We start from the raw sequence: 24,366 nt of genomic DNA, 5'->3' as shown, positions 1-24,366 counted from the left end.
GACTTCGACTCCGCTCAGTCTGACATAATTTAAAAAATCATAGTTCATTCAAATTTTGTTAGTCTTTAATCACAAATCAGCGTTCAAAAATCTAAAATCTAAACTCTAAAATCAGCAATCAATTCCCTTGCGTATATTCAAACTAATGCTTATTTTTAGTACTTGAACTATGCCGTTATGATAGAAATAGATATTGAAAAAGAAAACAAAGCGATTGCGCAGGAATACAAAGAATTACTTCGAATAAGTTACCAGACTTTAACACCAGCTGATAAAAAACTAATCCGGAAAGCTTTTGACGTTGCCGTTGATGCCCATAAAGAGCAACGACGCAAATCTGGAGAAGCGTATATCTTTCACCCTATTGCAGTTGCGAAAATTGTTGCCTCTGAAATTGGTTTGGGAGCGACCTCTATTGCTGCGGCCTTATTGCACGATGTTGTTGAAGATACTCCGATGACAGTTGAAGATATTGAACGTTTATTCAACCCAAAAGTGGCACAATTGGTCGAAGGTCTGACTAAAATTTCATTGGTTCAAAAAGATTTGAATGCCTCCATGCAAGCTGAGAATTTCAGAAAAATGATCCTTACACTGAACGATGATGTACGTGTAATTCTGATTAAGCTGGCTGATCGTCTTCATAATATGCAAACAATGGAATCGATGGTGGAATACAAACAGACCAAAATCGCTTCTGAAACTTTATATATTTACGCCCCACTCGCCCATCGTTTGGGACTTTATAACATAAAAACCAAACTCGAAGATTTAGGTTTAAAATATACAGAACCCGCAGTCTACAATGATATCGTAAGCAAAATCAGAGAAACCAAAGAAGAACAAGATGCTTATATCAAAGATATTTCAGATGTTCTGAAAAAATCTTTAGATAATGAAGACATCGATTATATCATAAAAGGACGTCCAAAATCTATTTATTCAATTCGCAGAAAAATGCGTTCGCAGAATGTAAGTTTTGATGAAGTGTATGACAAATTCGCTCTTAGAATTGTTTATAAAGCAGATCCGCATGATGAAAAATTTGTCGCCTGGAAAATCTATTCGATTGTTACAGATCATTACAGACCAAGCCCGAGCCGTTTGCGTGACTGGATTTCATCTCCAAAATCTACTGGTTACGAAGCTTTGCACATTACCGTCATGGGGCCAAAAGGTCGTTGGGTTGAAGTACAGGTTCGAAGTGAGCGTATGGATGAAATTGCCGAAAAAGGTTATGCGGCACACTATAAATATAAAAATGGTGCAAGTGAAGAAAGCGGACTTGATGTTTGGCTGAACTTACTTCGTGAAGCATTGGAAAATCCGGAAACGAATGCTGTTGATTTCGTAGAAGATTTTAAAATGAACCTATATTCACAGGAAATTTTTGTCTTTACACCAAAAGGAGAAATAAAATCTTTGCCAAAGGGCGCTACTTCTCTGGATTTTGCTTTTAGTATTCACTCAGAAATTGGAATCAAAACTCGAGGAACTCGTGTTAACGGACGTTTGGTTCCGTTAAATCACGAACTTAAAAGTGGTGATCAGGTCGAAGTTATTACATCAGCCAATCAAAAACCAACTGTAAACTGGTTGGAATATGTAACAACTTCACGTGCAAAAAATAAAATCAAAAACGTTCTTAACGAGAACACCAAAAAAATTGCTGAAGAAGGAAAAGAATTACTTACGCGAAAATTAAAACATCTTAAAATTACTATTAGCGAACAAGTAATCAACGAATTGGTTAACTTCTTTAAACTAAAAACAAGCTTAGACTTATTTTACAGAGTTGGAATTGGTGCTATCGAAAATCAGCAGTTAAAAGATTATGCAGCCCAAAAAAGCAATTCTATTATCAATTTCTTTAAGAATAAAATCAAAAGAAATAAAGATACAGCCGATGAGGATATTCACAAACCAGTCATCAGCAGTAATTATGATATGCTGGTTTTTGGAACAGAACATGACAAACTTGATTACAAACTTTCGCAATGTTGTAACCCAATTCCGGGTGACGATGTTTTTGGTTTCGTAACCATCAACGAAGGAATAAAAGTGCATAAAAAAGATTGTCCAAACGCTATTGGAATGCAGTCCAATTATGCGTATCGTATCATGAGCGCCAAATGGATTGATTCTTCTCAGGAAGAATTCAAAGCTATTATCAATATTACCGGAATGGATGTTTTAGGACTTACAAATCAGTTAACAAAAGTTATTTCGAACAATATGAGCGTAAATATTCAAAGTATTTCATTGAGTACTGATGCCGGAATTTTTCACGGTCAGATTGCGGTTATTGTTAAAAATAATACCATCTTGAAAAAAATGATCAACGCTATTAAAAAAGTTGATGGTGTTGATAAAGTAACCAGAGAATACAGAACCTAATTTTTTTAAATACTTAAATTTATGAAATCCGATTCCTTAGAAATCCCGAAAATACAATTTGATGAAAATGGAGGACTTTTAATTGTTGCTTCTGAATCTTCTTCAAAAGATGATTTCGATTTTTTTCAGGGAAAGTCCATTATCAAAAACAAAAAATTAAAAACAAGATTTGCAAATTGTACCGAATGGATTGAATTCCCATCAACTCAGGAAATGTACAAGATCTTGAACGGAATTGGCAATATTGATAATTTTCTGGCCACTTTTGACGGCGAACCTTTTGAAGGAATGACGGTTCGATTATTTAATCCGAAAACAAAATTGTGGAGTATTTATTGGGCTGATTCGACTACAGGAACTTTAGACAAACCAGTTGTTGGTTCTTTCGAAAATAAAGTAGGTCACTTTTTCTCAGAAGATATTTTTGAAGGCAAAAATGTATTACAAGTATTTCGATGGGACGCCAGAGATGAAAACAATCCGGTTTGGAGCCAGGCAATGTCTGATGACAAAGGAAAAACCTGGGAATGGAACTGGTACATGTACATGTCAAAAACGAAATAAAAATTTGTTAGTTTTATCATAAATAAAAATAATTATGTTAATTAAGTTTGTTTGAACTCCGTAAAAATAATTGATACAAAAGCCTGTATTTATTGCATTATTATTAATCAAATCGAGATTCGAACGTTAAACTTTAAACCCGAAACTTTTATTCATTAAAAATAAAAATTTATCTTTGCAGGATATGACACTCATTTCAACTGACAACACTAAGAATCAAGAAATTGTAAAAAATGTTTTTACAATGTATCTTGAGCAAAAAGGGCATCGCAAAACTCCTGAGCGTTATGCTATACTTCAGGAAATTTACGATAGCGAAGAGCATTTTGATATAGAAAACCTTTATATTAAAATGAAAAACAAAAACTATCGTGTGAGTAGAGCAACATTATACAACACGATTGAGTTATTGTTAGACTGCGCTTTGGTTAGAAAACATCAATTTGGACAAAATCAGGCTTACTACGAAAAATCGTATTTCGATAAAAATCACGATCATATTATCATGACGGATTCTGGCGAAGTAATCGAATTTTGTGACCCAAGAATTCAAACCATCAAAAAAACAATCGAAGAAATATTTGATATCGAAATTACGAATCATTCACTTTATTTCTACGGAAACAAAAAGCAAAATCAATAATCCGGAAAGGGAATTATTCAAAAAAGAAAAAAAAGAAAATTAACTACATTAATCAGTAGGGCAACTTAAATTGCCTCAACGCAAATTAAAACAGAATGACCGTAGATTTATTACTAGGATTACAATGGGGAGATGAAGGTAAAGGAAAAATTGTTGACGTTCTTACCTCAAATTATGATATTATTGCACGTTTTCAAGGAGGACCAAATGCAGGACATACATTAGAATTTGACGGAATTAAACACGTACTAAGAACCATTCCTTCTGGAATTTTTCATAAAAATTCAATTAACATCATTGGAAATGGTGTTGTAATAGATCCGGTAGTTTTTCAAAAAGAGATTGAAGGTTTAGAGAAATTCAACCTTGACATCAAAAGTAAATTGATTATTTCAAGAAAAGCACATTTAATTTTACCAACACACCGTTTATTAGATGCGGCTTCTGAAGCATCAAAAGGGAAAGCAAAAATTGGTTCTACATTAAAAGGAATTGGACCAACTTACATGGACAAAACCGGTAGAAACGGATTGCGTGTTGGAGATGTTGAATTAGAAGATTTCAAAGAAAGATACAGAGCATTAGCAGACAAACATGAGGCAATGATTGCTTTTTATGATGTTGCTATTCAATATAATTTAGCTGAACTTGAAAAAGAGTTTTTTGAAGCTATCGAAGAATTAAAAAAATTAGATTTTATTGACAGTGAAGAATATATTTACCAGGCTCAAAAAGCAGGTAAATCTATTTTATGTGAAGGTGCTCAGGGATCTTTACTAGATGTTGATTTCGGAACTTATCCTTTTGTAACTTCATCAAACACTACTGCTGCCGGAGCTTGTACTGGTTTGGGAATTGCTCCTAACAAAATCAAAGAAGTTTACGGAATTTTTAAAGCTTACGTTACACGTGTGGGTAGCGGACCTTTCCCAACAGAACTTTTTGACGAAGTTGGTGCTACAATGGCAAGAGTTGGAAACGAATTTGGATCTGTTACAGGAAGACAAAGACGTTGTGGATGGTTAGACTTAGTTGCTTTAAAATATGCTGTACAGGTAAACGGAGTAACACAGTTAATGATGATGAAAGGTGACGTTCTTTCAGGATTCGAAACTTTAAAAGTATGTACTGAATACAACTACAAAGGACAAACTATCTCTCACTTTCCATATAACATCGAGCCAGAAAATGTAACTCCGATTTATAAAGAATTTAAAGGATGGCAAGCTGACTTAACGGGATTGACTACTTATGAGCAATTGCCAGTTGAGCTAAAAGAATATATTGAATTTATTGAAGCAGAAGTTGGAGTGCCAATCAAAATTGTATCGGTTGGGCCAGACAGAAAGCAAACAATAACAAAATAACACCTCTAAACGCTCTGACAATCAGGGCGTTTTTTTATACAAATATTTACGCCATGAAAAACCCGGAAATTAAAGTTACAGAAACTAAATTATTATCAGACAATTGGTACATACTGAATAAAGTTACTTTTAGTTATCAAAAAGAAAAGGAAAAAATTCAGACTCACGTTCGCGAAGTGTATGATCGCGGAAATGGTGCTGGAATTTTATTATACAACTCGACTAAAAAAACGGTTATCCTTACAAGACAATTTCGTTTACCAACTTTTCTTAACGGAAATAAAACCGGAATGATGATTGAGGTTTGTGCAGGACTTTTAGATGAAGACAATCCTGAAGAATGTATCATTCGCGAAACGGAAGAAGAAACAGGTTATCGAATTAAAAAAGTAGAGAAAGTTACACAAACCTATATGTCTCCAGGAGCCGTAACCGAGATCTTATATTTGTTTACCGGCGAATACGATGAAAGCATGAAAGTAAGCGAAGGTGGCGGACTAGCTTCTGAACAAGAAAATATTCAAGTATTGGAATACACTTTTGATGAAGCTTATGCGATGATCGAATCTGGTGAAATTGTGGATGCTAAAACTATTATTTTACTGCAACATGCTAAGATAAAGGGGTTGATTTAAGAAGAATGTTTTAAATATCTTAAAATAAAAAATACTTGTGTATTTAATTAGAATAAAAATAGTTACTATAGCTTTCGTATTATCTTTTCAAGGATGGTGTCAAAGTAATGGTAATACCGAAGATTTACAAAAGAATGAATTTAACTCAGCAAATGAGTATCTGAAAAACTCTTATTTAGAGACTGCTATGAATTCATTTTACTATACTAACAGGCTTAATTCAAAAACAGTAATTGGAAATCTTTCTATTAAAAAAGCCGATTCATTAAAAATAATTCTCCGAAAAAATCTAATTACCGAGTTGGCTGGAAATTGGAAAATGTTTGATGATGTTCCCTCCTGGGTTATGCGAGAAGACAGTATAGTTGGTAAAATGATCCAAATAAATGGCAACGAAATTCAGTTTTACGAATTGATAAAAAAAGCTACGCATTGGAAGCTGATCAAAACTGAAAAAATACTTTATTCGGACTCTTTAAGTAGCGATTCATCATATTCTGAATTAATTTATTCTAATAATGAAATTTGGCAATATTCTATAGATGAAAAAACCGGGTATTTAAATTTAACTTATACTGGAGATAAAACCGAAACCGGTAGAACGGAAATAATTTGTGGAACAGTGACAAAAACTTATTTCAAATTACAATAGCTTCATTATACAATTCAAAATGATAATCAAATAAACTATTCAGCAAATTGTGTAATTCATTTGAACGACTATTAAAATAACTTTACATCAATAAAAAACCAGTTTTATGAAAAAGTTATATTACATTTCCAACATTTTGCTTTTAGTTGTTTTAGTTTCATTAGGTTCTTGCGTGAAAAGCAAAACCATAGAAAGAACAGAAGCAAACAATCACAAAACAGTTGAATACAAAAAACCAGAATCATCTATTGCTTTTAAATTTGAAAAAACAAAACAATGGCTTGATTCCATCAAAGGCGACTCGACTAAACTTGATATTGCTTACGCTATAAACAGAACGGATAAATTAAATTTCGCTAAAAAGGATTCAGTTGTAATTCCGACTGATTTTAGCGGTGATTTGGTTTATTATCTTCCTTTTCCATTGCATGTTGATGCTTTAGAAGAAGTATCTAAAGTGTTGATTTTCTCCTATCCTACTCAAACTTTTGCTGCTTATGAAAATGGCGAATTAGTTTATACAGGACCAACAAATATGGGAAGAAAAAAAGATCCAACACCAACCGGACTATTTTTTACCAATTGGAAAGCCGAAAAAACGACCAGTACTTTTAACGACGAATGGGACTTAAAATGGAACTTTAATATAGAAAATAAACTAGGTGTTGGTTTTCATGAATATGAATTACCAGGTTATCCTGCCTCACATTCTTGTCTGCGTTTATTAGAAAAAGATGCAAAACACCTATATAAATGGGCTGATGAATGGATTTTGAAAGATAGCGAAAATGTAAAAGTAAAAGGAACTCCGGTAATTGTTTTTGGAAGTTATAATTTTGACGGACCAAAACCATGGTTCGAATTAGTGAATGACCCGAAAGCATTAAATATTTCAGAATCTGAAATTGAAACTCAGGTTCAGCCTTTTTTACAGGAGATATTAGACAATCAAAAACTTAGAGAAGGAGATCAAACTCCAACATCGTAAATCTTCATTTACACATAAATATACCATTTCTGAAATCAGCTAGAGCAATTGTTTTAGCTGATTTTTTATATGTGTATGAGTTTAATCTCACGCATCGTCGCAAAGTCTCTTAAAAAACTTCAACTTCCAACATTTTAAGTACTGCAGAAGATATTTTTAATAGTCGTATTGAATTACAAAATGACTGGTTAAATTTTCTTACTTTCGTTTTATAAAATTTAAACTTGCAACCTTAATATAAAATGTCAAAAAAATTAATAGTTCTATTTTTATTATCATGCCTGCTCTCATTTGGGCAAACTAAAAGCAATTCAAAGTCAGAAACTTATACGAGTCGAAAAGAACTGTATCAAATTAAATACAATCCTGATCATTGGATTAAAAATTCTAAATCTGAGAATTGGGATGTTGAATTTAACGATAAATACAACTTAGTAAATATCTATTTTATTGAATATGATTATTTTATATCTGATAAAAAACTCAAAAGTACCATTGAAGATCAATATAAAGAGTTTGGAAAAATTAAAAATTTAAAAATCTATAAAAAGAAATTAAACACTATAGAAGTGAATTATTTCACATGTGAATTAGATTATAATGAGTATCTATACAAATATCAAGGATTTTTCTACAGTGGAAAAGGTGGTTCTATACAAATGCAATACGGCGCGCAGGCCGAAGCAATAGAACAAAATCAAAATCTCATCGATGAACTGAATAATGGAATTTCAATTTTAAACTAAAATAAAAGGCATAAGGGTTGAATCTTATGCCTTTTTATATATTGAAAGCCAATAATTATCTTGAATAATTTGGAGCTTCTTTTGTAATAGTTACGTTATGAGGGTGACTTTCAGTAATTCCGCTTGAGGTGATTCTAACAAAACGTCCAGTTTCTTGTAAAGTCGGAATATCTTTTGAACCACAGTATCCCATTCCGGCACGAAGACCACCAATGAATTGCAGCATACTTTCGTTTAATTCTCCTTTATAAGGAACACGACCTACAATTCCTTCCGGAACTAATTTTTTTACATCATCTTCAACATCCTGGAAGTAACGATCTTTAGAACCTGTTTGCATTGCTTCAACAGAACCCATTCCGCGGTAAGATTTGAATTTTCTTCCTTCAAAAATAATAGTTTCACCTGGAGATTCTTTTGTTCCGGCTAATAATGAACCTAACATTACACAATCAGCACCTGCAGCGATAGCTTTAGGAATATCTCCTGTGTAACGAATTCCACCATCAGCGATAACTGGAACTCCAGTTCCTTTGATGGCTGCAGCAACTTCTAAAACTGCTGAGAACTGAGGAAAACCAACACCTGCTACGATACGGGTTGTACAGATAGAACCAGGTCCGATTCCTACTTTTACACCGTCGGCACCATTGGCTACTAAATACTTAGCAGCTTCCGGAGTTGCAATGTTTCCAACAATTACATCAATATTTGGGAATTTTGTTTTTATTTCTTTTAATGTGTTTACAACACCTTCAGTATGCCCGTGAGCGGTATCAATAATAATAGCATCAACACCTGCAGCAACTAATGCTTCAGCTCTTTGAACTGCATCACCTGTTACTCCAATAGCAGCAGCAACTCTCAAACGTCCGTAAACATCTTTGTTTGCGATTGGTTTTTGAGTCAATTTAGTAATATCTCTAAAAGTAATTAGACCAACCAATTCGTTATTAGCATTCACAACCGGTAGTTTTTCAATTTTATGACCTTGTAAGACTACTTCTGCTTGTTCTAATGAAGTCCCTTCAGCAACAGTAACCAAGTTAGTACTTGTCATTACCTCAACAATTGGCCTTGCTCCGTTTTTCTCGAAACGTAAGTCACGATTTGTAACGATTCCTTTTAAGATTCTGTTTTCATCAACGATTGGAATACCGCCAATTCCGAATTCTTTCATTGCATTTTTTGCATCTGCAATTGTTGAAGTCATTGGTAAGGTTACCGGATCGATAATCATTCCGGATTCTGCACGTTTTACTTTTCTAACCTTCGCAGCTTGTTGCTCGATGGTCATGTTTTTATGTAAAACACCAATTCCGCCTTCCTGCGCCATAGCGATTGCCATTGCACTTTCAGTAACGGTATCCATAGCAGCAGATACTATAGGAACGTTTAGTGTTATGTTTCTTGAGAATTTTGATTTGATACTCACTTCGCGAGGAAGCACATTAGAGTAGTTAGGTACTAATAATACATCGTCGTAAGTTAAACCTTCGCCGATAATCTTGGAGTTGTGTGCTATCATGTTGCAATTTCTAGTTGAATTGCGTGCAAATATAGTGAATAAATTGGAAACTTGAATACTAACTTTTTCTTAATTTTCTCTAATAGAGAATGTTCTTACAAAATAATTCTTTTTTTAAGCCATATAAGTTCATAGAAGGAATTTAGGTTTTTTGCGCATAATTTAAATCGGCTTCTTTTTTAAATCATATAAGAAATTGGTTTTCTCTTATTTCATATGATTTCAATCTGCGCTAAATAACCACAACTAATAATATGAACTTATATTACTTATATGGTAAAAAATTATTCATTTGATTCAGGGACGATAAAATTGATTCCGAATTGAAATGCGAGACTATTGGCCTTCGAGACATCTTTATATTCTAGGACATTATCGACGAGAGCGTAAATATTGACTTTTCCGATCGTTCCGGAAAGTCCCAGACCAATATTTTTACTGGAATAAGAATCGAATGTATAAGTAGCCTTGAAATCTAATTTTTCAAAAATGCTTCGTTTGTAAAAAGCCGTAAAAGCTACAAAAGGCTCATTTGGCATTGTCATTGCAAACAATTGACCACCAACTGCATTAAGGTATCTTTTTTTTGCGGATGCTTTACAATTGCATTCTTCATCTGACCTGGATTCTCCGAAAGAATATTGAACAGAAGAATATAATTTGGTTGGACGCCAGGTGGTGTATTTATTATAAAGTGTATCACGTGGAATAGCTTTTTCAAAATCATCAAAGACATCATCAGGATCATTTGCAAGGTCGAAAATAGGATTTGCACCTTCGTATCTATAAGTTCCTTTATAGGTTATAGTTTCGATATCTTTGGACTGATTTACAAATCCAAGATCAATAATACTTGCCGTAAACTGAAGATTGTCTCTGAAGTAATAAGTAATTCCGGCATCAAAACCCAAGCCTAAACTTCCGTTAAAAAAGGTGTTGTGCGCGATATCTTCTGCAACATTTCCTTCATATTCATCTTTGGTAAATTTGGCAATTCCGGACGTTCTAAGTTCCAGATTTGAGGAGATTATTTGCGTATAAATATTTGGAGTACCCGCATTTTGCCCCGTATAAATATATCCTGAATTTCTTGTAGAGGTGGCATTAGCACCACTTGAATATAATTTGGCCCGACCTCCTAAAACAACTTTTTCATTTAATTTTTTATGAAACCCAACATGAAGAACAGAGAGCACTTCGGCTCTTACATTGATATCGGCCAAATTAAATGATTTTCCGATATAATCTCTATTTCCCTCTAAGGCAAATATAGCAGGGTCTTTTGGAACGTACATTAAAAAATCAAACTCCTGATAAGCTCCAAATGAAATATAGGATTGACTGTCTTCGCCCCCAACCCTAAAACCACCGGAAAACAATTCTAATTGTTCATTGACCTGAGCTTTGTCTTTGTTTGATGATTTGTTTATAATATTTCTGACTTTATCATTAAAATCAACTCCATTATTGGAAAATAAATCATAAGCCGAGAAACTGCTGGAACCCATATTAGCCGAAATTCCGGATAACACAGGGATTCCAAAGTAATATTTATACGAAACATCGGCGCCCGGATTAACCAATGACGATTGCGGAATTGATGTAAAATTATACAAGAGCGATCTGTTTTGGGCAAAACAAACTAACTGCAAAGACAGCATTAAAATTAAGTACGCTTTTTTCATTCGATCTCCATATAAACGGTTGCGCCTGATCGTAATTTTAAATTACCTAAACTGTTTTCGTCTATAGGCGGACCGGAAGCTACCTGAATTAAAAAACCAACTTTTGTAGTTTGCTTTAAAAGTACTAACCTTTCGTTTTCAAAAACTTCTGTAGGGTATTTTATAACATTTAGAGTTCCTGTATAGGCCGGAATCGCAAACGGGATCGTTTGAAGAACCTCATCATTATCATTTAAAAGTAATATATTGAGAGTAAAAGCTCTGTTTATGGTGTTTTCGATTTCAAAATTCAATTCAGCCTTAACCAGATTTTCATTAAAAAATTTCTTTCTAAAAGCATCAAATTCCTCTATATCAGATGCGATTTGCTGTGCCTGACCGTCAACAATAAATTGATTGGCAGCAACATTAAAATGCGCCAGATTAGCTACGAAAACAGGTTCTAACTTAAGGTCGTCAACCTGATCAAAATCTAAATCACTCGAGCATGAAATGAGCAAGAATGCAAAAACTAAAGTTTTAATTACGCTTTTTAGGATATTTGCTTTCATGAGTAGCGAATTAGATAGTCAGTAATAACGCTGATTTATTAATCATTATTACATGTAAATAATAAATATACTACTTTTTAATGAAATTTTCCGAACAATTTTGAAGCTTCATTATAAGCACTCTCAAAACTTAAAGAGTTTAATCCTGTTGTTTTTTTATTAGCAGTAAAATAAGAAATCAGTTTTTCTGTAGGCATATTTCCGGTCAGTTTATCAGTAGCCATTGGACATCCTCCAAAGCCCTGAATGGCACCGTCAAAACGAGTACAACCTGCTTTTGCCGCTGCATCTATTTTTTCGAACCAGCTATCAGGAGTTGTATGTAAATGTGCGCCAAATTCGATTTGAGGATATTTTGGAATTAAATTAGAGAAAAGATACGTAATTACTTCAGGAGTAGAACTTCCGACGGTATCTGAAAGCGATAAGATTTTAACTCCCATTTTTGAAAGTTTTTCGGTCCACTCGCCTACTATTTCAACATTCCATGGATCTCCGTACGGATTTCCAAAACCCATTGAAAGATAGGTTACGACTTCTTTGTTTTTCTTATCGGCAATTTCAAGAATTTCTTCCAGAGTAATTAATGATTCAGCAATCGTTTTATGGGTATTTCGCATCTGAAAATTCTCTGAGATAGAAAAAGGAAATCCTAAATACTGAATTACTTCATGTTCTGAAGCTGTTGCCGCTCCCTGTGTATTGGCAATTATCGCCAATAATTTGCTTGTAGTTTGAGAAAGATCAAGTTGTGCTAAAACCTCGGCCGTATCCTGCATTTGCGGAATCGCTTTTGGAGATACAAAGCTTCCAAAATCAATGGTATCAAAACCTATCCGAAGCAACGCCTGTATGTATGAAACCTTATTTTTTGTCGGAATAAAGGTTTTGATACCTTGCATGGCATCTCTCGGACATTCGATAATCTTGATTTCTTTATTCAAAGCTTATTCTTTTGTGAAGGCTAAGTTAGCTTCTTTTTTAAAGAAATAAAAGTTATAATTTTCATTAAATTAAATATTACTCAATATTGTAATAAATCATAATATTACCAAAAAACGTAATAACGATAAATATTACGTAAAAACGTAATAATAAAAAATATTCCCTATATTTGTAATATAAAGTTTATTTATTTTTAATTATATTTGAATCTATGACAAGCGTAATTACAGGTGATATAATTGGGTCGAGACAGCAAAAATCAAAAGACTGGGTTGAAGATTTAAAAAAAATCCTGTCTCCGTTTGGCGAAACCCCAAGCCAATGGGAAGTTTACAGAGGGGATGAATTTCAGATTGAAATAAAAGATCCTAAAGTAGCTTTATTAACCGCAATATTAATTAAAGCCCATTTAAGAGCCGTAAAACTAGATGCCAGAATGAGTATTGGTTTTGGAAATAAAACTCACAATGCCGAAAAAATATCTGAAAGCTATGGAGATGCTTTTATACACTCCGGAGAACTTTTTGAAACTTTAAAAAAACAGAAAGTAACTTTAGCAATGCGAACCGGAAATACAGATATCGATGAAAAAATGAATTTGATGATTCAGCTAGCTTTGACTTTTATGGACAACTGGCTGGTACAATCTGCAGAATTTGTTGCTATTGCTATAGAAAACCCAACTTTATCACAAGAAGAACTGGGTCAAAAATTAGGTATTAACCAAGCTGCCGTGAGCCGTAGACAAAAGCGAGCTCAATTTGACTTGGTTATGAATTTAGATCGTTATTTCAGAACACAAATAAAACAACTTACAGCCTCATGATTTTATTTATAAAACTATTGTTAGCGCATTTACTAGGCGATTTTATCTGGCAGCCCAATTCCTGGGTCGCCGATAAAGAAACTAAAAAACACAAAAGTATTTACTTATATCTTCATATTATGCTGCACGGAGTTTTAGCAGCAATTTTAGTTTGGGAAATCAGCTTTATTCCTTATGCTATTTTAATAGCCATTACACACGGGATTATTGACCTTATCAAATTAAATTTTCAGAAACCGAAAACAAAACGTATCTGGTTTATTGCAGATCAAATTGCCCATATTTTAATTTTAATTGGGATTGTTCTTCTATATCAAAACAAAAGCATTATTTATTTTTGGCAGGACAATGAATTTTGGATATTATTGACCGGAATATTATTTGTAACCAAACCCGTTTCTATTATAATTAAAACCATCATATCGATTTGGAGTCCCGAAAGCGAAAATACCCACGCAGATAATTCACTTGCCCATGCAGGAAACTACATTGGCATTTTAGAAAGATTATTTGTCTTCTGTTTTATCTTAACCGGACATTTTGAAGCAATTGGTTTTTTATTGGCAGCCAAGTCTATTTTCAGGTTTGGAGATTTACAGGAAGCCAAAGACAGAAAACTAACCGAATATGTTTTAATTGGTACTCTGATCAGTTTTGGAATTGCGATATTGACTGGATTAATCGTTCAGGCTCTTCTTTTACAACTACCCTAAAACTTTTTTGTTTATTGCTTTTATCAGGGCTGGACCTTCATAAATAAAACCAGTATACAACTGCACTAAACTTGCTCCTGCATTTAGTTTTTCAATTGCATCATCGGCAGAATGAATTCCTCCTACTCCGATAATTGGGAATGCTTTATTGCTTCTTTCCGAAAGAAAACGAATCACTTCAGTTGAACGTTTTGCTAATGGTTTTCCGGATAACCCTCCCATTTCAGATTGGTTATCAGATTGTAATCCCTCTCTTGAAATAGTTGTGTTCGTTGCAATCACACCAGCAATTTGTGTTGTTTTTACAATATCAATAATATCTAATAATTGCTCATCAGTTAAGTCCGGAGCAATTTTTAAAAGAATTGGTTTTATTTTTTGACTGCTTGTCTTTTGCTTTTCTACATTTCTGTTTTGAAGCGTTTGCAATAAAGCCGTCAGAGGTTCTTTATCTTGTAAAGCTCTTAAATTTGGCGTGTTTGGCGAACTTACATTCACTACGAAATAATCAACATGATCAAACAAAGCATCAAAACAAATGATATAATCATCAACGGCATTTTCGTTTGGAGTCAATTTGTTTTTCCCGATGTTTCCACCAATTAAAACACCTGAATTCTTTTTTAAACGTTCTACAGCTTCCAGAACTCCTCCATTATTAAATCCCATTCGGTTAATAATAGCCTGATCTTCTTTCAAACGAAACAAACGTTTCTTAGGATTTCCTTCCTGACCAACCGGCGTTACGGTTCCGATTTCAACAAAACCAAAACCAAAGTCTGAAAGTTCTTTGTACAGTTTGGCGTCTTTATCAAATCCAGCAGCAAGACCAACCGGATTTTTAAATTTAATTCCGAAAACTTCACGCTCTAAACGACTATCCTTTACTTCGTAAATTGATTTTATAATTGATGAAACTCCCGGGATTTTTGAAATGAATTTAACAAATGAAAAAGTAAAATAATGTACTTCTTCTGGATCAAAACAAAAAAGTATCGGACGAATTATCAATTTATACATAAGAGTGTGTTGTGTTATTTTTCGGATGCAAATTTAATTATAATACTTGAAAGAGGCTCTTTTTATATAAAACAAATTATAAAACGTTGCAAATTATAAAATGAAACAATGTCAGGCTATTGAATAAACCTTTTTCAACTATTAATTATTTAATTTTGAGATATAAAGAAAATTCTTATTACAAATTGTATTTGATTTAAGCAGTAATCTTTTTAAAAAGAAATAGCGAAAGTAAATACAAATTATACAACTAAGTAAGAATATGTATAAAGCCAGCATATTAATTCGTATTTCCAAAAATATTCTGTCAGGTTTAATACTGCTATTAGGCTTAAACGGATGGGCTCAGCAAATAAAAGACACAACTAAACTAATAAACGTCAGTTATGGCGCTAAAGGAATTGAATTAAGAACAACAGACAACAAATTTCTTTTTCAATTACAAAGCCGTCTGCAATTTCGATTCTCCACACCCAACGATCAGGATCCGTTAACCTATGATGATTATAGTCAGGATAAAGAAACTACATTCAAAATTAATCGGGCCAGATTAAAAGTGGGAGGTCATGCTTTTGAACCATGGCTGAACTATTATTGGGAGTACGAACTCAGTCAATCTAATTTACTTGATTTTAGAATAATGGTAGAAAAATGGAAATGGCTAAGTTTTAAAGTCGGTCAATGGAAAGTTGAATATACCAGAGAACGCTTTATCAGTAGTGGTGAACAGCAAACCGTCGACAGATCGTTAATCAACAGGCCCTTTACCGTCGACAGACAAATGGGAGTCGAAGTATATGGTCATTTAAAAGGAGGCGGTATTGCCGATTTCAATTATTGGGCTGCAGCTTTAACAGGAACCGGACGAGGAAATACCTCAAATGATGATAATAATTTAATGTATTTTGGAAGAGCGCAATGGAATTTTCTAGGACGTTTTCTTGATTTTGAAGGAAGCGATTTAGAATTTCACGAAAAACCAACTCCAATTATTGCCTTTTCAGGATTAACAAACCGAAGTCCTTACACTCGTTTTTCTCAATCTGGGGGAGGTTCTTTAGAAGGTTACGAAAATGGTTTACCAGGCCAATATCGCGTGAATCAGTGGAATTTAGAATCTGCATTTATGTATCGTGGTTTTTCGTGGCAAAGTGAATGGCATACTAAAAAAATCATCGATAAATTAAACAATGACGATACAACCACGTTAAGAGGTTATTACGTTCAGGCTGGTTATTTTTTTCATAATGTTTTCGATTGGTGGCCAAAACATTTAGAGATGGCAGGGAGACATGCCGCCTATCGTCCTGATAATTCAATCAGGCAAAATTTGCAAGATGAAACAACAATTGCATTTAATTGGTTTTTTAAAGGACATAAAAACAAACTAACCTCAGAAGTATCCTATTTCAGCTTTCAGGACAAAACCTTACCATTAGAAGCCGGATGGCGTTTCAGAATACAATGGGACATTTCATTATAACTCTAAATTTTTTTTAGAAAGACAAAAAACAAAATAACTGTATTACATTTATAATCAAATAGATAACTAAAATAGAAACAAAAATGATTTATAGTTTTCTAAATTATTCTTGTTTTTTTTAATAATTTTAATATCCCTAAAACACTAAAAATGAAAAGTATAAAAAAGAATCTTAGAAAAACAGCACTCATATGCTTAGTGGGATCATTTTTTTTGATTTCAATTGATAGTATCGCGCAACATCGCGGAGGTGGCGGAGGTGTACACCGTGGAGGTGCATCTGCGAGACCAGCAAGACCAGCAACTCAGTCAAGACCGTCAGTAAACAGACCTGAATCTCACAATTCCGGAATTAACAGACCGAATACAGCAACCAGACCCGGATCTAATGGTTCTGGAATTAACAGACCGAGTAATAACAATAATAAAGTTAACAGACCATCTAATAATTCCAATATTGCAGGTAATAATGTTACCCGAAATTCAAACAACAATAACAGAGTTGGTAATAAAAACACCAACATCAGTGGCAACACGGTTAACAGAAATCGAAACAATGTAAATATTAACGTAAACAATAGCATACATGTTCGTAACAATCGTAATACCATTGTAAGACCTGGACCAAGACCTTATGTTCGTCCTCCTTATGTATATGGCGGATATAGATATCATGCCTATAATCCTTATTTCTTTCATCCGTACAGACCATTTTATTGGGGACCAGTTTGGCATCCATGGGGATTTTTCGTTGCGACTTTAGCAGTTACAGCAATAGTCGTAAGTGTCGAAAGCACTCAATATCATTATGATCAGGGAGTTTGGTATACGCCTACAAGCGGAGGTTATACTGCTGTACCCGCGCCGGTTGGAGGGACAGTCAATAATATTCCGAGTGGTGCTCAAACAGTCAATACCGGAACCGTCAATAACTATTATTACGGAGGAACTTACTACGAAAAAGACGGCAACAGCTATAAAGTGGTCGCCCCAACAGCAGGAACCATTGTAGATAATTTACCTGAAGGCGGTGAAGAAGTCACTATAGGGGATGTAAAATATGTGAAATTTGGAGAAACATACTATCAACCTGTTCAGGTAGACGGAAAAAACAAATACGAAGTTGTTCAGGTTGAGAAAGATAACTAAAACTACACTAACCTTATCGAATAAATATAGTTTGATAAAGTTATTTTTTTAACTTTACCTTTTTATTATTGACAACACGATTAAAACTAATATAATGAAAAATAAGACCTACTGGATATTTGCCATACTTACAATTTCCATTATTTCAATTGCTTATGGATACACCAAGCTTATTGTTCCAAAACAAAAGCTGGCAGCAATGGACTGTGCCGAAACTCCAAATGCCGACTCTGCCTCTTTATTTAAACCTACCATAGAAAATAGAAACAAACCTACAGGTAAGACACCTAAAGGAATGGTTTGGATTCCGGGTGGAGAATTTTCGATGGGAAGCAATGTTGAAGATGAAAGTTTATGCAGTATAAAAGGTATTACAAAAGATGCTGCGCCAATTCATAGAGTTTATGTTGACGGTTATTTTATGGATAAGACAGAGGTTACAAATGACCAATTCGAAGCCTTTGTAAAAGCTACTGGTTATGTAACATTAGCCGAAAAAGCACCAACACATGAAGAATATCCTGATGCACCACTAGAAAACCTGGTTGCGGGATCAGCAGTCTTTACTCCTACCCCTGCAAAAGTAGATTTGAATAATTATATGCAATGGTGGACGTATGTTAAAGGAGCCGACTGGAGACATCCGGAAGGGGCCGGAAGCTCTATAAAAGGCAGAGGTAATTATCCTGTAGTTCAGGTTTCATATGCTGATGCCGCTGCGTATGCAAAATGGGCAGGCAAAAGATTACCTACGGAAGCCGAATGGGAATTTGCTGCACGTGGAGGAAAAACAGGAGAACTGTATGCGTGGGGAAATAACTTAAAACCTAAAGGAAAATTTCAAGCCAATATTTATCAGGGACATTTTCCTATTGAAAAAGGAGATACCGGAGAAGATGGTTATATCGGTATAGCTCCAACAGCTCAATTTGAACCAAATGGTTATGGTTTATATGATATTGGAGGAAATGTTTGGGAATGGACAAATGACTGGTATACGGCAGATTATTATGCTAATTTAAGCGAAGGCGGAAATGTGATCAAAAATCCGCAAGGACCTGACAAATCATACGATCCCGCAGAGCCTGATTTACCTAAAAAAGTACAACGTGGAGGGTCATTTTTATGTACAGATCAATATTGTACGCGCTATATGGTAGGTACAAGAGGAAAAGGAGATTATCAGTCTCCTGCTAATCACATTGGTTTTAGATGTGTGCAATAGTATTTTCACGAATTACTTAAACTCAAAATCCAATTTCAGAAATTAATTTTCTTAAATTGGATTTTTACATTCGAATAGTACATTCTTTTAATTAGTGAAAATTCGTGTAATTCGAGGCAAACTCTTTTATCTTTTAAACGCCTGAATAATTACTTATCTTTGCTAAAAAAACAAACAAATGCAGCATATTATAGATCGATTTATCAGTTATGTAACAATTGATACAGAATCGGACCCAAATTCGCAAACTACACCTAGTACTGAAAAACAATGGAATCTTGCCAATAAATTAGTCGAAGAACTAAAAACAATTGGTCTTGAAGAGGTTTCTATAGATGATAAAGCATATATCATGGCTACTTTGCCAAGTAATGTTGATCATGAAGTACCTACTATTGGTTTTGTTTCTCATTTTGATACTTCTCCGGATTTTAGCGGTGCTAACGTAAAACCTCAAATTATTGAAAATTACGATGGAAAAGATATCATCTTAAATGCGGAGAAAAATATCATTCTCTCTCCAAATTACTTTAAAGATTTATTGCAATACAAAGGGCAAACCATTATCACCACTGACGGAACAACTTTACTTGGCGCCGATGATAAAGCCGGAATCACAGAGATTGTCTCAGCAATGGAATATCTTGTTCAGCATCCTGAAATTAAACACGGGAAAATCAGAATTGGGTTTACTCCTGACGAAGAAATTGGTCGTGGTGCGCATCATTTCGATGTTGAAAAATTTGGTGCTCAATGGGCGTATACAATGGACGGAAGTCAGATTGGTGAATTAGAATATGAAAATTTTAATGCTGCCGGCGCTAAAATTATTTGCAAAGGAAAAAGCGTTCATCCTGGTTATGCCAAAGGGAAGATGATCAATTCGTTGTTAATCGCCAATGATTTTATTAATGAGCTTCCGAAAGGAGAAACACCTCAGGAAACAAAAGGTTATGAAGGTTTTTTTCACGTTCATCACTTAACAGGAAGTATTGAAGAAACCGTTTTAGAATTGATTATCCGTGATCATAACAAAATCAAATTTGAAAAGAGAAAAGATTTAATTGGAAAAATTGCCAAAAAAATCAATAAAAAATACGCTAAACAATTCGGAGAAGATATTGTAATTGCTCAGGTTAAAGACCAATATTACAATATGAAGGAAAAAGTACTTCCTGTGAAACATATTGTTGACATTGCCGAAAAAGCAATGAGAGAATTAAACATAAAACCAATCATCAAACCTATTCGAGGCGGAACTGACGGATCTCAATTATCTTTTATGGGATTACCTTGTCCAAATATCTTTGCCGGTGGACACAACTTCCACGGAAAATATGAATATGTTCCTGCAGAAAGTATTCAGAAAGCGACGGATGTAATTGTGAAAATTGCTGAATTAACTGCAATTCCAGGTATTTTTGATGTAACCGAAAAACCTAAAAGAAAAAGATAATTGGAACCAACTTCTGATAAAAAATACGTTTGGCACAGTAATCATTTATGGGAGGAAGAATTATTGCTTCTTAAATCTATTATTGATAAAACAGAACTGGAAGAAACTATAAAATGGGGAGGCCCCGTTTATGTTTACAACAAGAAAAATGTTATCGGAATTGGAGGTTTTAAAGACTATTTTACGATTTGGTTTTTCAATGGCGTTTTTCTGAAAGATGAGAAAAAGAAATTAATCAACGCTCAGGAAGACAAAACAAAATCCTTGCGTCAATGGCGATTTACTTCAAAGGATGAAGTAAACGAAAAGGAAGTTTTAGAATACATTGCCGAAGCTATTGAAAATGAAAAGCAAGGAAAAATCATAAAACCTTCAAAAAAGGAAGCTATAATTTCTGAATTGCTTCAAAAAGAAATGAGTAATAATCCCGCTTTAGCAGAAGCCTTTCAAAAATTCAGTCCGTACAAGCAATATGAGTTTTTAGAATATATTGAAACAGCCAAACAAGAAAAAACGAAACTTTCCAGAATTGAGAAGGTGATTCCGATGATTTTGGGGAATGTTGGTTTGAATGATAAATACAGGTAAAGAGTTAAATTCCAAATTCCGATCTTATATGACCTTTGTCAAAGTTTTAAACTTTGACAAAGGTCTTTTTTTATACGCAAAGAACGTCATTGCGAGGAACGAAGCAACCACACGATGTATTTTAAAGACCGTAACCTCAAAGTATGTCATTCCGAGGAACGAGGAATCACCGTAAGAAACTCTACAATCAAAATCGCCAATCTTTGTCGAGCTGCTCGCGGGGATTCCTCGTTCCTCGGAATGACATACTTTACGGCAATGCTTCATGCGATTGCTTCGTTCCTCGCAATAACATACAATACGCTTACTCAAAAACAAAAAAATCCCAAACTCCATAATTGGAATTTGGGATTTAAATTTTATTGGAATTTCTAAAAAACGTTAAGCTTTTTTCAAAGCAGCACTCATTTCCATAGAAATAGCTGAACGCTCAATTTTTAATTTTCCAGACATAGTCTCGATAATGGCACTTGTTTCAGCAAGCTCAACAATTTTACCGTGGAAACCACTTTTTGTAATTATTTTGTCACCTACTTTTAGGCCGCTTTCAAATTCTTTTTCGTTTTTTGCTTTTTTTTGTTGTGGTCTGATCATGAAGAAATACAACACTACAAACATTAGTAAATAAGGAGCAAATTTCATTAAATCTTGCATAGTATTCGGGTTTTATTTTTGTTATTAATATTAATTTATTTTGGCTCTTCGACTTCGCTCAGAGTGACATCTTCAATTGGAATTTATATAAAATTACATCAAACCTCTTCCAACTTTTACCATTTTTTTGTTGGCAGTAAGTTCTTTTACAAGGTTATCTAAAATTCCGTTGATAAAAATACTACTTTTTGGAGTAGAATATTCTTTAGCAATTTCTAAATATTCGTTCAGCGTAACTTTTACCGGAATTGAAGGAAATTTCAAAAATTCGCAAATAGCCATTTTTAAAATAATAGTATCAATTTCAGCGATTCTTTCGCTATCCCAGTTTGGTGTTTTATCATCGTATTCTTTTGCTAAGATCGATTCGTTTAAAACGGTTCTTCTGAATAAATCTTTAGCAAAATCCTTATCTTCAACATCTTTATACAATTTTGGCACTCTAAAATCGTCAGGATCTTCTGTTTTAATTGCTTTCAATTGTTTAACAATATGCGTATTTACAACTGGAATATCATCAACCCAGGTTAATTTGTCGTCTTCTAAATACTCATATAATTTTTCATTCGGAACAATAACTTCGGCAAACAAATCAATAATAAATTGTCTGTCTTCTTCAAAAGTATTTATTGAAGTTGTCATGTATTTTGCATACAAATCGCTTGATTTGATATCATTTAAAAGCAATAAAATATAATCATCGTTCAATGACCAGTTATTGATTTTACGATTTTCTAAAGCGATGCTAAGGGAATTGCTTTCGGCTAGTAGTTGAAAAATTTTGTTTTTGATAAATTTTTCATTCGGGTTACGTTCTGCAGCAGTTGCAAGATGTTTTTTGCTTGAAAGATGTAAAAAAACGGATTCTTTTTTGCAAATTTCAATCAATGAAGAAAGCATTATAAGATATAAATCCTGAATATTATCAATGCTATAAAAAAGAAATTTCTCTTCTTTTTCCATATTATCAGAACCGCTTTGATGCATTGCATAAATGGATTGCATTACTTTAACGCGTATGTGTCTTCTATTTACCACCTTGTAAGAACATTTAAAAATTAGTCTGCAAAATTAAGTATTTCAATCCTGATATTAAAATTAATTCGTAAAAAAGTCGTTGTATTAGTCGCAGTTTTCTGTCGCAGTTTTCAGTATGTAGAAACCGGTTAAAAAAGTCGCAGTTTTCAGTCGCAGTTTCTCCCTTTTATCTTGATAAAACAAAAAGTCTCAGTTTCCAGATAGAGCTGAAAACTGAGACTGAGACTGTAAACTAAAAAAATTATTTTTTAGCTGCGTTTTCAATTTTTCTCAAATCGATACGATTTTGAGCAATTGTAAGAGCCGCTTTATGCGTTGTCATTCTGTTTTTCACAGCATAATCGATAATTTCTAAAGTAGTGTTATAGATATTTTCGGTTTTGCTCATGATCTCGGCTTTACCATAGTTCGCTAATTCAGCATAAACATTAATGATACCACCCGCGTTGATTAAGAAATCCGGAGCATATAGAATTCCTCTTTCCTGTAATCTTGCACCGTGAACATTCTCATCAGCTAACTGATTGTTGGCCGCACCAGCAATAACTTTAGCTTTAATTTTGTTTACTGTATTATCATTGATGGTAGCTCCCATTGCACATGGCGCATAAATATCAACATCTGCACTGTACAAATCTTCACCAGTATAAATAGTTGCATTGTACTTTTGAGCTACTTCGTATAATTTTTCTTCGTTGATATCAGCGATCGTAACCACTGCTCCTTCTTTAGTTAAATACTCTACTAAAGCTTCTCCAACGTGTCCAATTCCCTGAACCAAAACCTTTTTACCGTCTAAAACATCAGAACCAAACTGGCTTTTTGCAGCCGCTTTCATTCCTAAATAAACACCGTAAGCTGTTACAGGAGAAGGATTTCCAGAACCACCTCTTTCTTCAGAGATTCCGGTAACATAAGGTGTTACGTCTCTAACAGTATCCATGTCCTTAGTTTCCATTCCAACATCTTCAGCAGTGATATATCTTCCGCTTAAAGAATGAACAAATTCACCAAATTTACGCATCAATTCTGGTGTTTTCTGCGTTTTAGCATCACCAATAATTACCGCTTTACCACCACCAATGTTAAGTCCGGTAATAGCAGATTTATATGTCATCCCTCTTGAAAGACGCAAAACATCATTCAGAGCTTCCCATTCAGTATTGTAATTCCACATTCTGGTACCTCCCAAAGCCGGCCCCATAACTGAGTTATGAATACCAATAATTGCTTTTAAACCTGTATCTTTGTCATTGCAAAATACAATTTGTTCGTGATCATCAAAAGATAATTGACCAAAAACAGGATCCATTTTTTGAAGTTCCTTTCCAGTTGCGAAAGTTGCATCCATAGCGCTAGTTATTTATTAGTTAAAATTATGAATTTGTCAAAAAGACATCTCAAACTTAAATAAAAAATACACATGTGCTAATTTTTTATCTTTAAAATAACAATTTTACAATAGATTTGTTTTGATTAAATGATATCTTTAATTACTTTTTATTGAATATAA

The 24,366-nt window shown here is 33.9% G+C and carries 23 protein-coding genes; 15 read left to right on the top strand and 8 right to left on the bottom strand.

Annotated elements, in window-relative coordinates; all coding sequences use genetic code 11:
- The first annotated feature begins 177 nt into the window (after positions 1 to 177).
- The 8 genes from AC6CH4_RS13875 to AC6CH4_RS13840 all read left to right on the top strand — a co-directional run bounded on the left by AC6CH4_RS13875 (position 178) and on the right by AC6CH4_RS13840 (position 7,992).
- Positions 178 to 2,397 (top strand): RelA/SpoT family protein, encoded by a 2,220-nt coding sequence (locus AC6CH4_RS13875; RefSeq protein ID WP_498103853.1) that lies wholly within the window; start codon positions 178 to 180, stop codon positions 2,395 to 2,397.
- A 21-nt stretch (positions 2,398 to 2,418) separates the two neighbouring features.
- Entirely contained in the window at positions 2,419 to 2,961 is a 543-nt protein-coding gene (locus tag AC6CH4_RS13870; RefSeq protein ID WP_498103851.1) for a hypothetical protein, read from the top strand.
- Positions 2,962 to 3,145: 184 nt separating this feature from the next.
- Entirely contained in the window at positions 3,146 to 3,604 is a 459-nt protein-coding gene (locus tag AC6CH4_RS13865) for a Fur family transcriptional regulator (RefSeq protein ID WP_056186646.1), read from the top strand.
- A 95-nt stretch (positions 3,605 to 3,699) separates the two neighbouring features.
- Positions 3,700 to 4,971, top strand: coding sequence for an adenylosuccinate synthase (locus AC6CH4_RS13860; protein WP_498103849.1), 1,272 nt, complete (start codon positions 3,700 to 3,702; stop codon positions 4,969 to 4,971).
- A 53-nt stretch (positions 4,972 to 5,024) separates the two neighbouring features.
- The gene (locus AC6CH4_RS13855) at positions 5,025 to 5,606 is read left to right on the top strand and encodes an NUDIX domain-containing protein (RefSeq protein ID WP_498103847.1); all 582 of its coding nucleotides are present in this window, start codon (positions 5,025 to 5,027) and stop codon (positions 5,604 to 5,606) included.
- Between the two features lie 37 nt (positions 5,607 to 5,643).
- Entirely contained in the window at positions 5,644 to 6,258 is a 615-nt protein-coding gene (locus AC6CH4_RS13850; protein WP_498103845.1) for a hypothetical protein, read from the top strand.
- A gap of 106 nt (positions 6,259 to 6,364) precedes the next feature.
- Positions 6,365 to 7,246, top strand: a complete 882-nt coding sequence (locus tag AC6CH4_RS13845) for a L,D-transpeptidase (RefSeq protein ID WP_498103843.1) — start codon at positions 6,365 to 6,367, stop codon at positions 7,244 to 7,246.
- Between the two features lie 242 nt (positions 7,247 to 7,488).
- Complete coding sequence (locus AC6CH4_RS13840; RefSeq protein WP_498103841.1) at positions 7,489 to 7,992, top strand: hypothetical protein; 504 nt, start codon at positions 7,489 to 7,491, stop codon at positions 7,990 to 7,992.
- Positions 7,993 to 8,047: 55 nt separating this feature from the next.
- Here AC6CH4_RS13840 and guaB read toward each other — a convergent pair whose 3' ends face one another.
- The 4 genes from guaB to AC6CH4_RS13820 form a co-directional block, all read right to left on the bottom strand.
- Complete coding sequence (gene guaB, locus AC6CH4_RS13835) at positions 8,048 to 9,520, bottom strand: IMP dehydrogenase (protein ID WP_498103839.1); 1,473 nt, start codon at positions 9,518 to 9,520, stop codon at positions 8,048 to 8,050.
- Between the two features lie 284 nt (positions 9,521 to 9,804).
- Complete coding sequence (locus AC6CH4_RS13830; protein ID WP_498103837.1) at positions 9,805 to 11,205, bottom strand: DUF5723 family protein; 1,401 nt, start codon at positions 11,203 to 11,205, stop codon at positions 9,805 to 9,807.
- The gene (locus AC6CH4_RS13825) at positions 11,202 to 11,756 is read right to left on the bottom strand and encodes a hypothetical protein (protein ID WP_498103835.1); all 555 of its coding nucleotides are present in this window, start codon (positions 11,754 to 11,756) and stop codon (positions 11,202 to 11,204) included. The genes AC6CH4_RS13830 and AC6CH4_RS13825 overlap by 4 nt, the downstream gene beginning before the upstream one ends.
- 77 nt (positions 11,757 to 11,833) lie before the next feature.
- The gene (locus AC6CH4_RS13820) at positions 11,834 to 12,700 is read right to left on the bottom strand and encodes a hydroxymethylglutaryl-CoA lyase (protein WP_498103833.1); all 867 of its coding nucleotides are present in this window, start codon (positions 12,698 to 12,700) and stop codon (positions 11,834 to 11,836) included.
- 212 nt (positions 12,701 to 12,912) lie between these two features.
- Here AC6CH4_RS13820 and AC6CH4_RS13815 point away from each other — a divergent pair, with 212 nt between their 5' ends.
- Both AC6CH4_RS13815 and AC6CH4_RS13810 read left to right on the top strand, forming a co-directional pair.
- Positions 12,913 to 13,527, top strand: coding sequence for a SatD family protein (locus tag AC6CH4_RS13815; protein WP_498103831.1), 615 nt, complete (start codon positions 12,913 to 12,915; stop codon positions 13,525 to 13,527).
- Complete coding sequence (locus AC6CH4_RS13810) at positions 13,524 to 14,240, top strand: DUF3307 domain-containing protein (protein WP_498103829.1); 717 nt, start codon at positions 13,524 to 13,526, stop codon at positions 14,238 to 14,240. The genes AC6CH4_RS13815 and AC6CH4_RS13810 overlap by 4 nt, the downstream gene beginning before the upstream one ends.
- Here AC6CH4_RS13810 and AC6CH4_RS13805 read toward each other — a convergent pair.
- Complete coding sequence (locus tag AC6CH4_RS13805; RefSeq protein ID WP_498103827.1) at positions 14,232 to 15,260, bottom strand: quinone-dependent dihydroorotate dehydrogenase; 1,029 nt, start codon at positions 15,258 to 15,260, stop codon at positions 14,232 to 14,234. The genes AC6CH4_RS13810 and AC6CH4_RS13805 overlap by 9 nt on opposite strands.
- A 262-nt stretch (positions 15,261 to 15,522) precedes the next feature.
- On the opposite strand from AC6CH4_RS13805, the gene AC6CH4_RS13800 reads away from it, so the two are divergent.
- The 5 genes from AC6CH4_RS13800 (at position 15,523) to AC6CH4_RS13780 (ending at position 21,161) form a co-directional block, all read left to right on the top strand.
- Entirely contained in the window at positions 15,523 to 16,743 is a 1,221-nt protein-coding gene (locus AC6CH4_RS13800; protein ID WP_498103825.1) for an OprO/OprP family phosphate-selective porin, read from the top strand.
- 150 nt (positions 16,744 to 16,893) lie between these two features.
- Positions 16,894 to 17,892, top strand: coding sequence for a DUF6515 family protein (locus tag AC6CH4_RS13795; RefSeq protein ID WP_498103823.1), 999 nt, complete (start codon positions 16,894 to 16,896; stop codon positions 17,890 to 17,892).
- Between the two features lie 94 nt (positions 17,893 to 17,986).
- Positions 17,987 to 19,117, top strand: coding sequence for a formylglycine-generating enzyme family protein (locus AC6CH4_RS13790; protein ID WP_498103821.1), 1,131 nt, complete (start codon positions 17,987 to 17,989; stop codon positions 19,115 to 19,117).
- Positions 19,118 to 19,295: 178 nt separating this feature from the next.
- Positions 19,296 to 20,573 (top strand): peptidase T, encoded by a 1,278-nt coding sequence (gene pepT, locus AC6CH4_RS13785; protein ID WP_498103819.1) that lies wholly within the window; start codon positions 19,296 to 19,298, stop codon positions 20,571 to 20,573.
- Positions 20,574 to 21,161 carry a YdeI/OmpD-associated family protein gene (locus AC6CH4_RS13780; RefSeq protein ID WP_498103817.1) on the top strand — a complete coding sequence of 196 codons (588 nt, stop codon included), beginning with the start codon at positions 20,574 to 20,576 and terminating at the stop codon, positions 21,159 to 21,161.
- Between the two features lie 381 nt (positions 21,162 to 21,542).
- On the opposite strand, the gene yajC is transcribed toward AC6CH4_RS13780, so the two are convergent.
- From yajC to AC6CH4_RS13765, 3 genes are all read right to left on the bottom strand, one after another.
- Complete coding sequence (yajC, locus tag AC6CH4_RS13775; protein WP_498103815.1) at positions 21,543 to 21,815, bottom strand: preprotein translocase subunit YajC; 273 nt, start codon at positions 21,813 to 21,815, stop codon at positions 21,543 to 21,545.
- 93 nt (positions 21,816 to 21,908) lie between these two features.
- Positions 21,909 to 22,820: a transcription antitermination factor NusB gene (gene nusB, locus AC6CH4_RS13770; protein ID WP_498103813.1), complete on the bottom strand. Its 912-nt coding sequence runs from the start codon at positions 22,818 to 22,820 to the stop codon at positions 21,909 to 21,911.
- A gap of 274 nt (positions 22,821 to 23,094) precedes the next feature.
- A complete protein-coding gene (locus AC6CH4_RS13765; protein WP_498103811.1) occupies positions 23,095 to 24,204 on the bottom strand; it encodes a Glu/Leu/Phe/Val family dehydrogenase in 1,110 nt (369 codons plus the stop codon).
- Positions 24,205 to 24,366: the final 162 nt, after the last annotated feature.

Source organism: Flavobacterium sp. GQ95 (genome assembly GCF_059758655.1).
This window is presented reverse-complemented; position numbering and strand designations above follow the sequence as displayed.

What these genes read in the sequence shown, in the direction of transcription:
- AC6CH4_RS13845 (WP_498103843.1), top strand. Translation starts at nt 6,365, where the DNA reads ATGAAAAAGTTATATTACATTTCCAACATTTTGCTTTTAGTTGTTTTA.
- guaB (WP_498103839.1), bottom strand. Translation starts at nt 9,520, where the DNA reads ATGATAGCACACAACTCCAAGATTATCGGCGAAGGTTTAACTTACGAC.
- AC6CH4_RS13795 (WP_498103823.1), top strand. Translation starts at nt 16,894, where the DNA reads ATGAAAAGTATAAAAAAGAATCTTAGAAAAACAGCACTCATATGCTTA.
- yajC (WP_498103815.1), bottom strand. Translation starts at nt 21,815, where the DNA reads ATGCAAGATTTAATGAAATTTGCTCCTTATTTACTAATGTTTGTAGTG.
- AC6CH4_RS13800 (WP_498103825.1), top strand. Translation starts at nt 15,523, where the DNA reads ATGTATAAAGCCAGCATATTAATTCGTATTTCCAAAAATATTCTGTCA.
- AC6CH4_RS13840 (WP_498103841.1), top strand. Translation starts at nt 7,489, where the DNA reads ATGTCAAAAAAATTAATAGTTCTATTTTTATTATCATGCCTGCTCTCA.
- AC6CH4_RS13805 (WP_498103827.1), bottom strand. Translation starts at nt 15,260, where the DNA reads ATGTATAAATTGATAATTCGTCCGATACTTTTTTGTTTTGATCCAGAA.
- AC6CH4_RS13860 (WP_498103849.1), top strand. Translation starts at nt 3,700, where the DNA reads ATGACCGTAGATTTATTACTAGGATTACAATGGGGAGATGAAGGTAAA.
- AC6CH4_RS13815 (WP_498103831.1), top strand. Translation starts at nt 12,913, where the DNA reads ATGACAAGCGTAATTACAGGTGATATAATTGGGTCGAGACAGCAAAAA.
- AC6CH4_RS13810 (WP_498103829.1), top strand. Translation starts at nt 13,524, where the DNA reads ATGATTTTATTTATAAAACTATTGTTAGCGCATTTACTAGGCGATTTT.
- AC6CH4_RS13865 (WP_056186646.1), top strand. Translation starts at nt 3,146, where the DNA reads ATGACACTCATTTCAACTGACAACACTAAGAATCAAGAAATTGTAAAA.
- nusB (WP_498103813.1), bottom strand. Translation starts at nt 22,820, where the DNA reads ATGCAATCCATTTATGCAATGCATCAAAGCGGTTCTGATAATATGGAA.
- AC6CH4_RS13855 (WP_498103847.1), top strand. Translation starts at nt 5,025, where the DNA reads ATGAAAAACCCGGAAATTAAAGTTACAGAAACTAAATTATTATCAGAC.
- AC6CH4_RS13765 (WP_498103811.1), bottom strand. Translation starts at nt 24,204, where the DNA reads ATGGATGCAACTTTCGCAACTGGAAAGGAACTTCAAAAAATGGATCCT.
- pepT (WP_498103819.1), top strand. Translation starts at nt 19,296, where the DNA reads ATGCAGCATATTATAGATCGATTTATCAGTTATGTAACAATTGATACA.
- AC6CH4_RS13875 (WP_498103853.1), top strand. Translation starts at nt 178, where the DNA reads ATGATAGAAATAGATATTGAAAAAGAAAACAAAGCGATTGCGCAGGAA.
- AC6CH4_RS13830 (WP_498103837.1), bottom strand. Translation starts at nt 11,205, where the DNA reads ATGAAAAAAGCGTACTTAATTTTAATGCTGTCTTTGCAGTTAGTTTGT.
- AC6CH4_RS13790 (WP_498103821.1), top strand. Translation starts at nt 17,987, where the DNA reads ATGAAAAATAAGACCTACTGGATATTTGCCATACTTACAATTTCCATT.
- AC6CH4_RS13870 (WP_498103851.1), top strand. Translation starts at nt 2,419, where the DNA reads ATGAAATCCGATTCCTTAGAAATCCCGAAAATACAATTTGATGAAAAT.
- AC6CH4_RS13825 (WP_498103835.1), bottom strand. Translation starts at nt 11,756, where the DNA reads ATGAAAGCAAATATCCTAAAAAGCGTAATTAAAACTTTAGTTTTTGCA.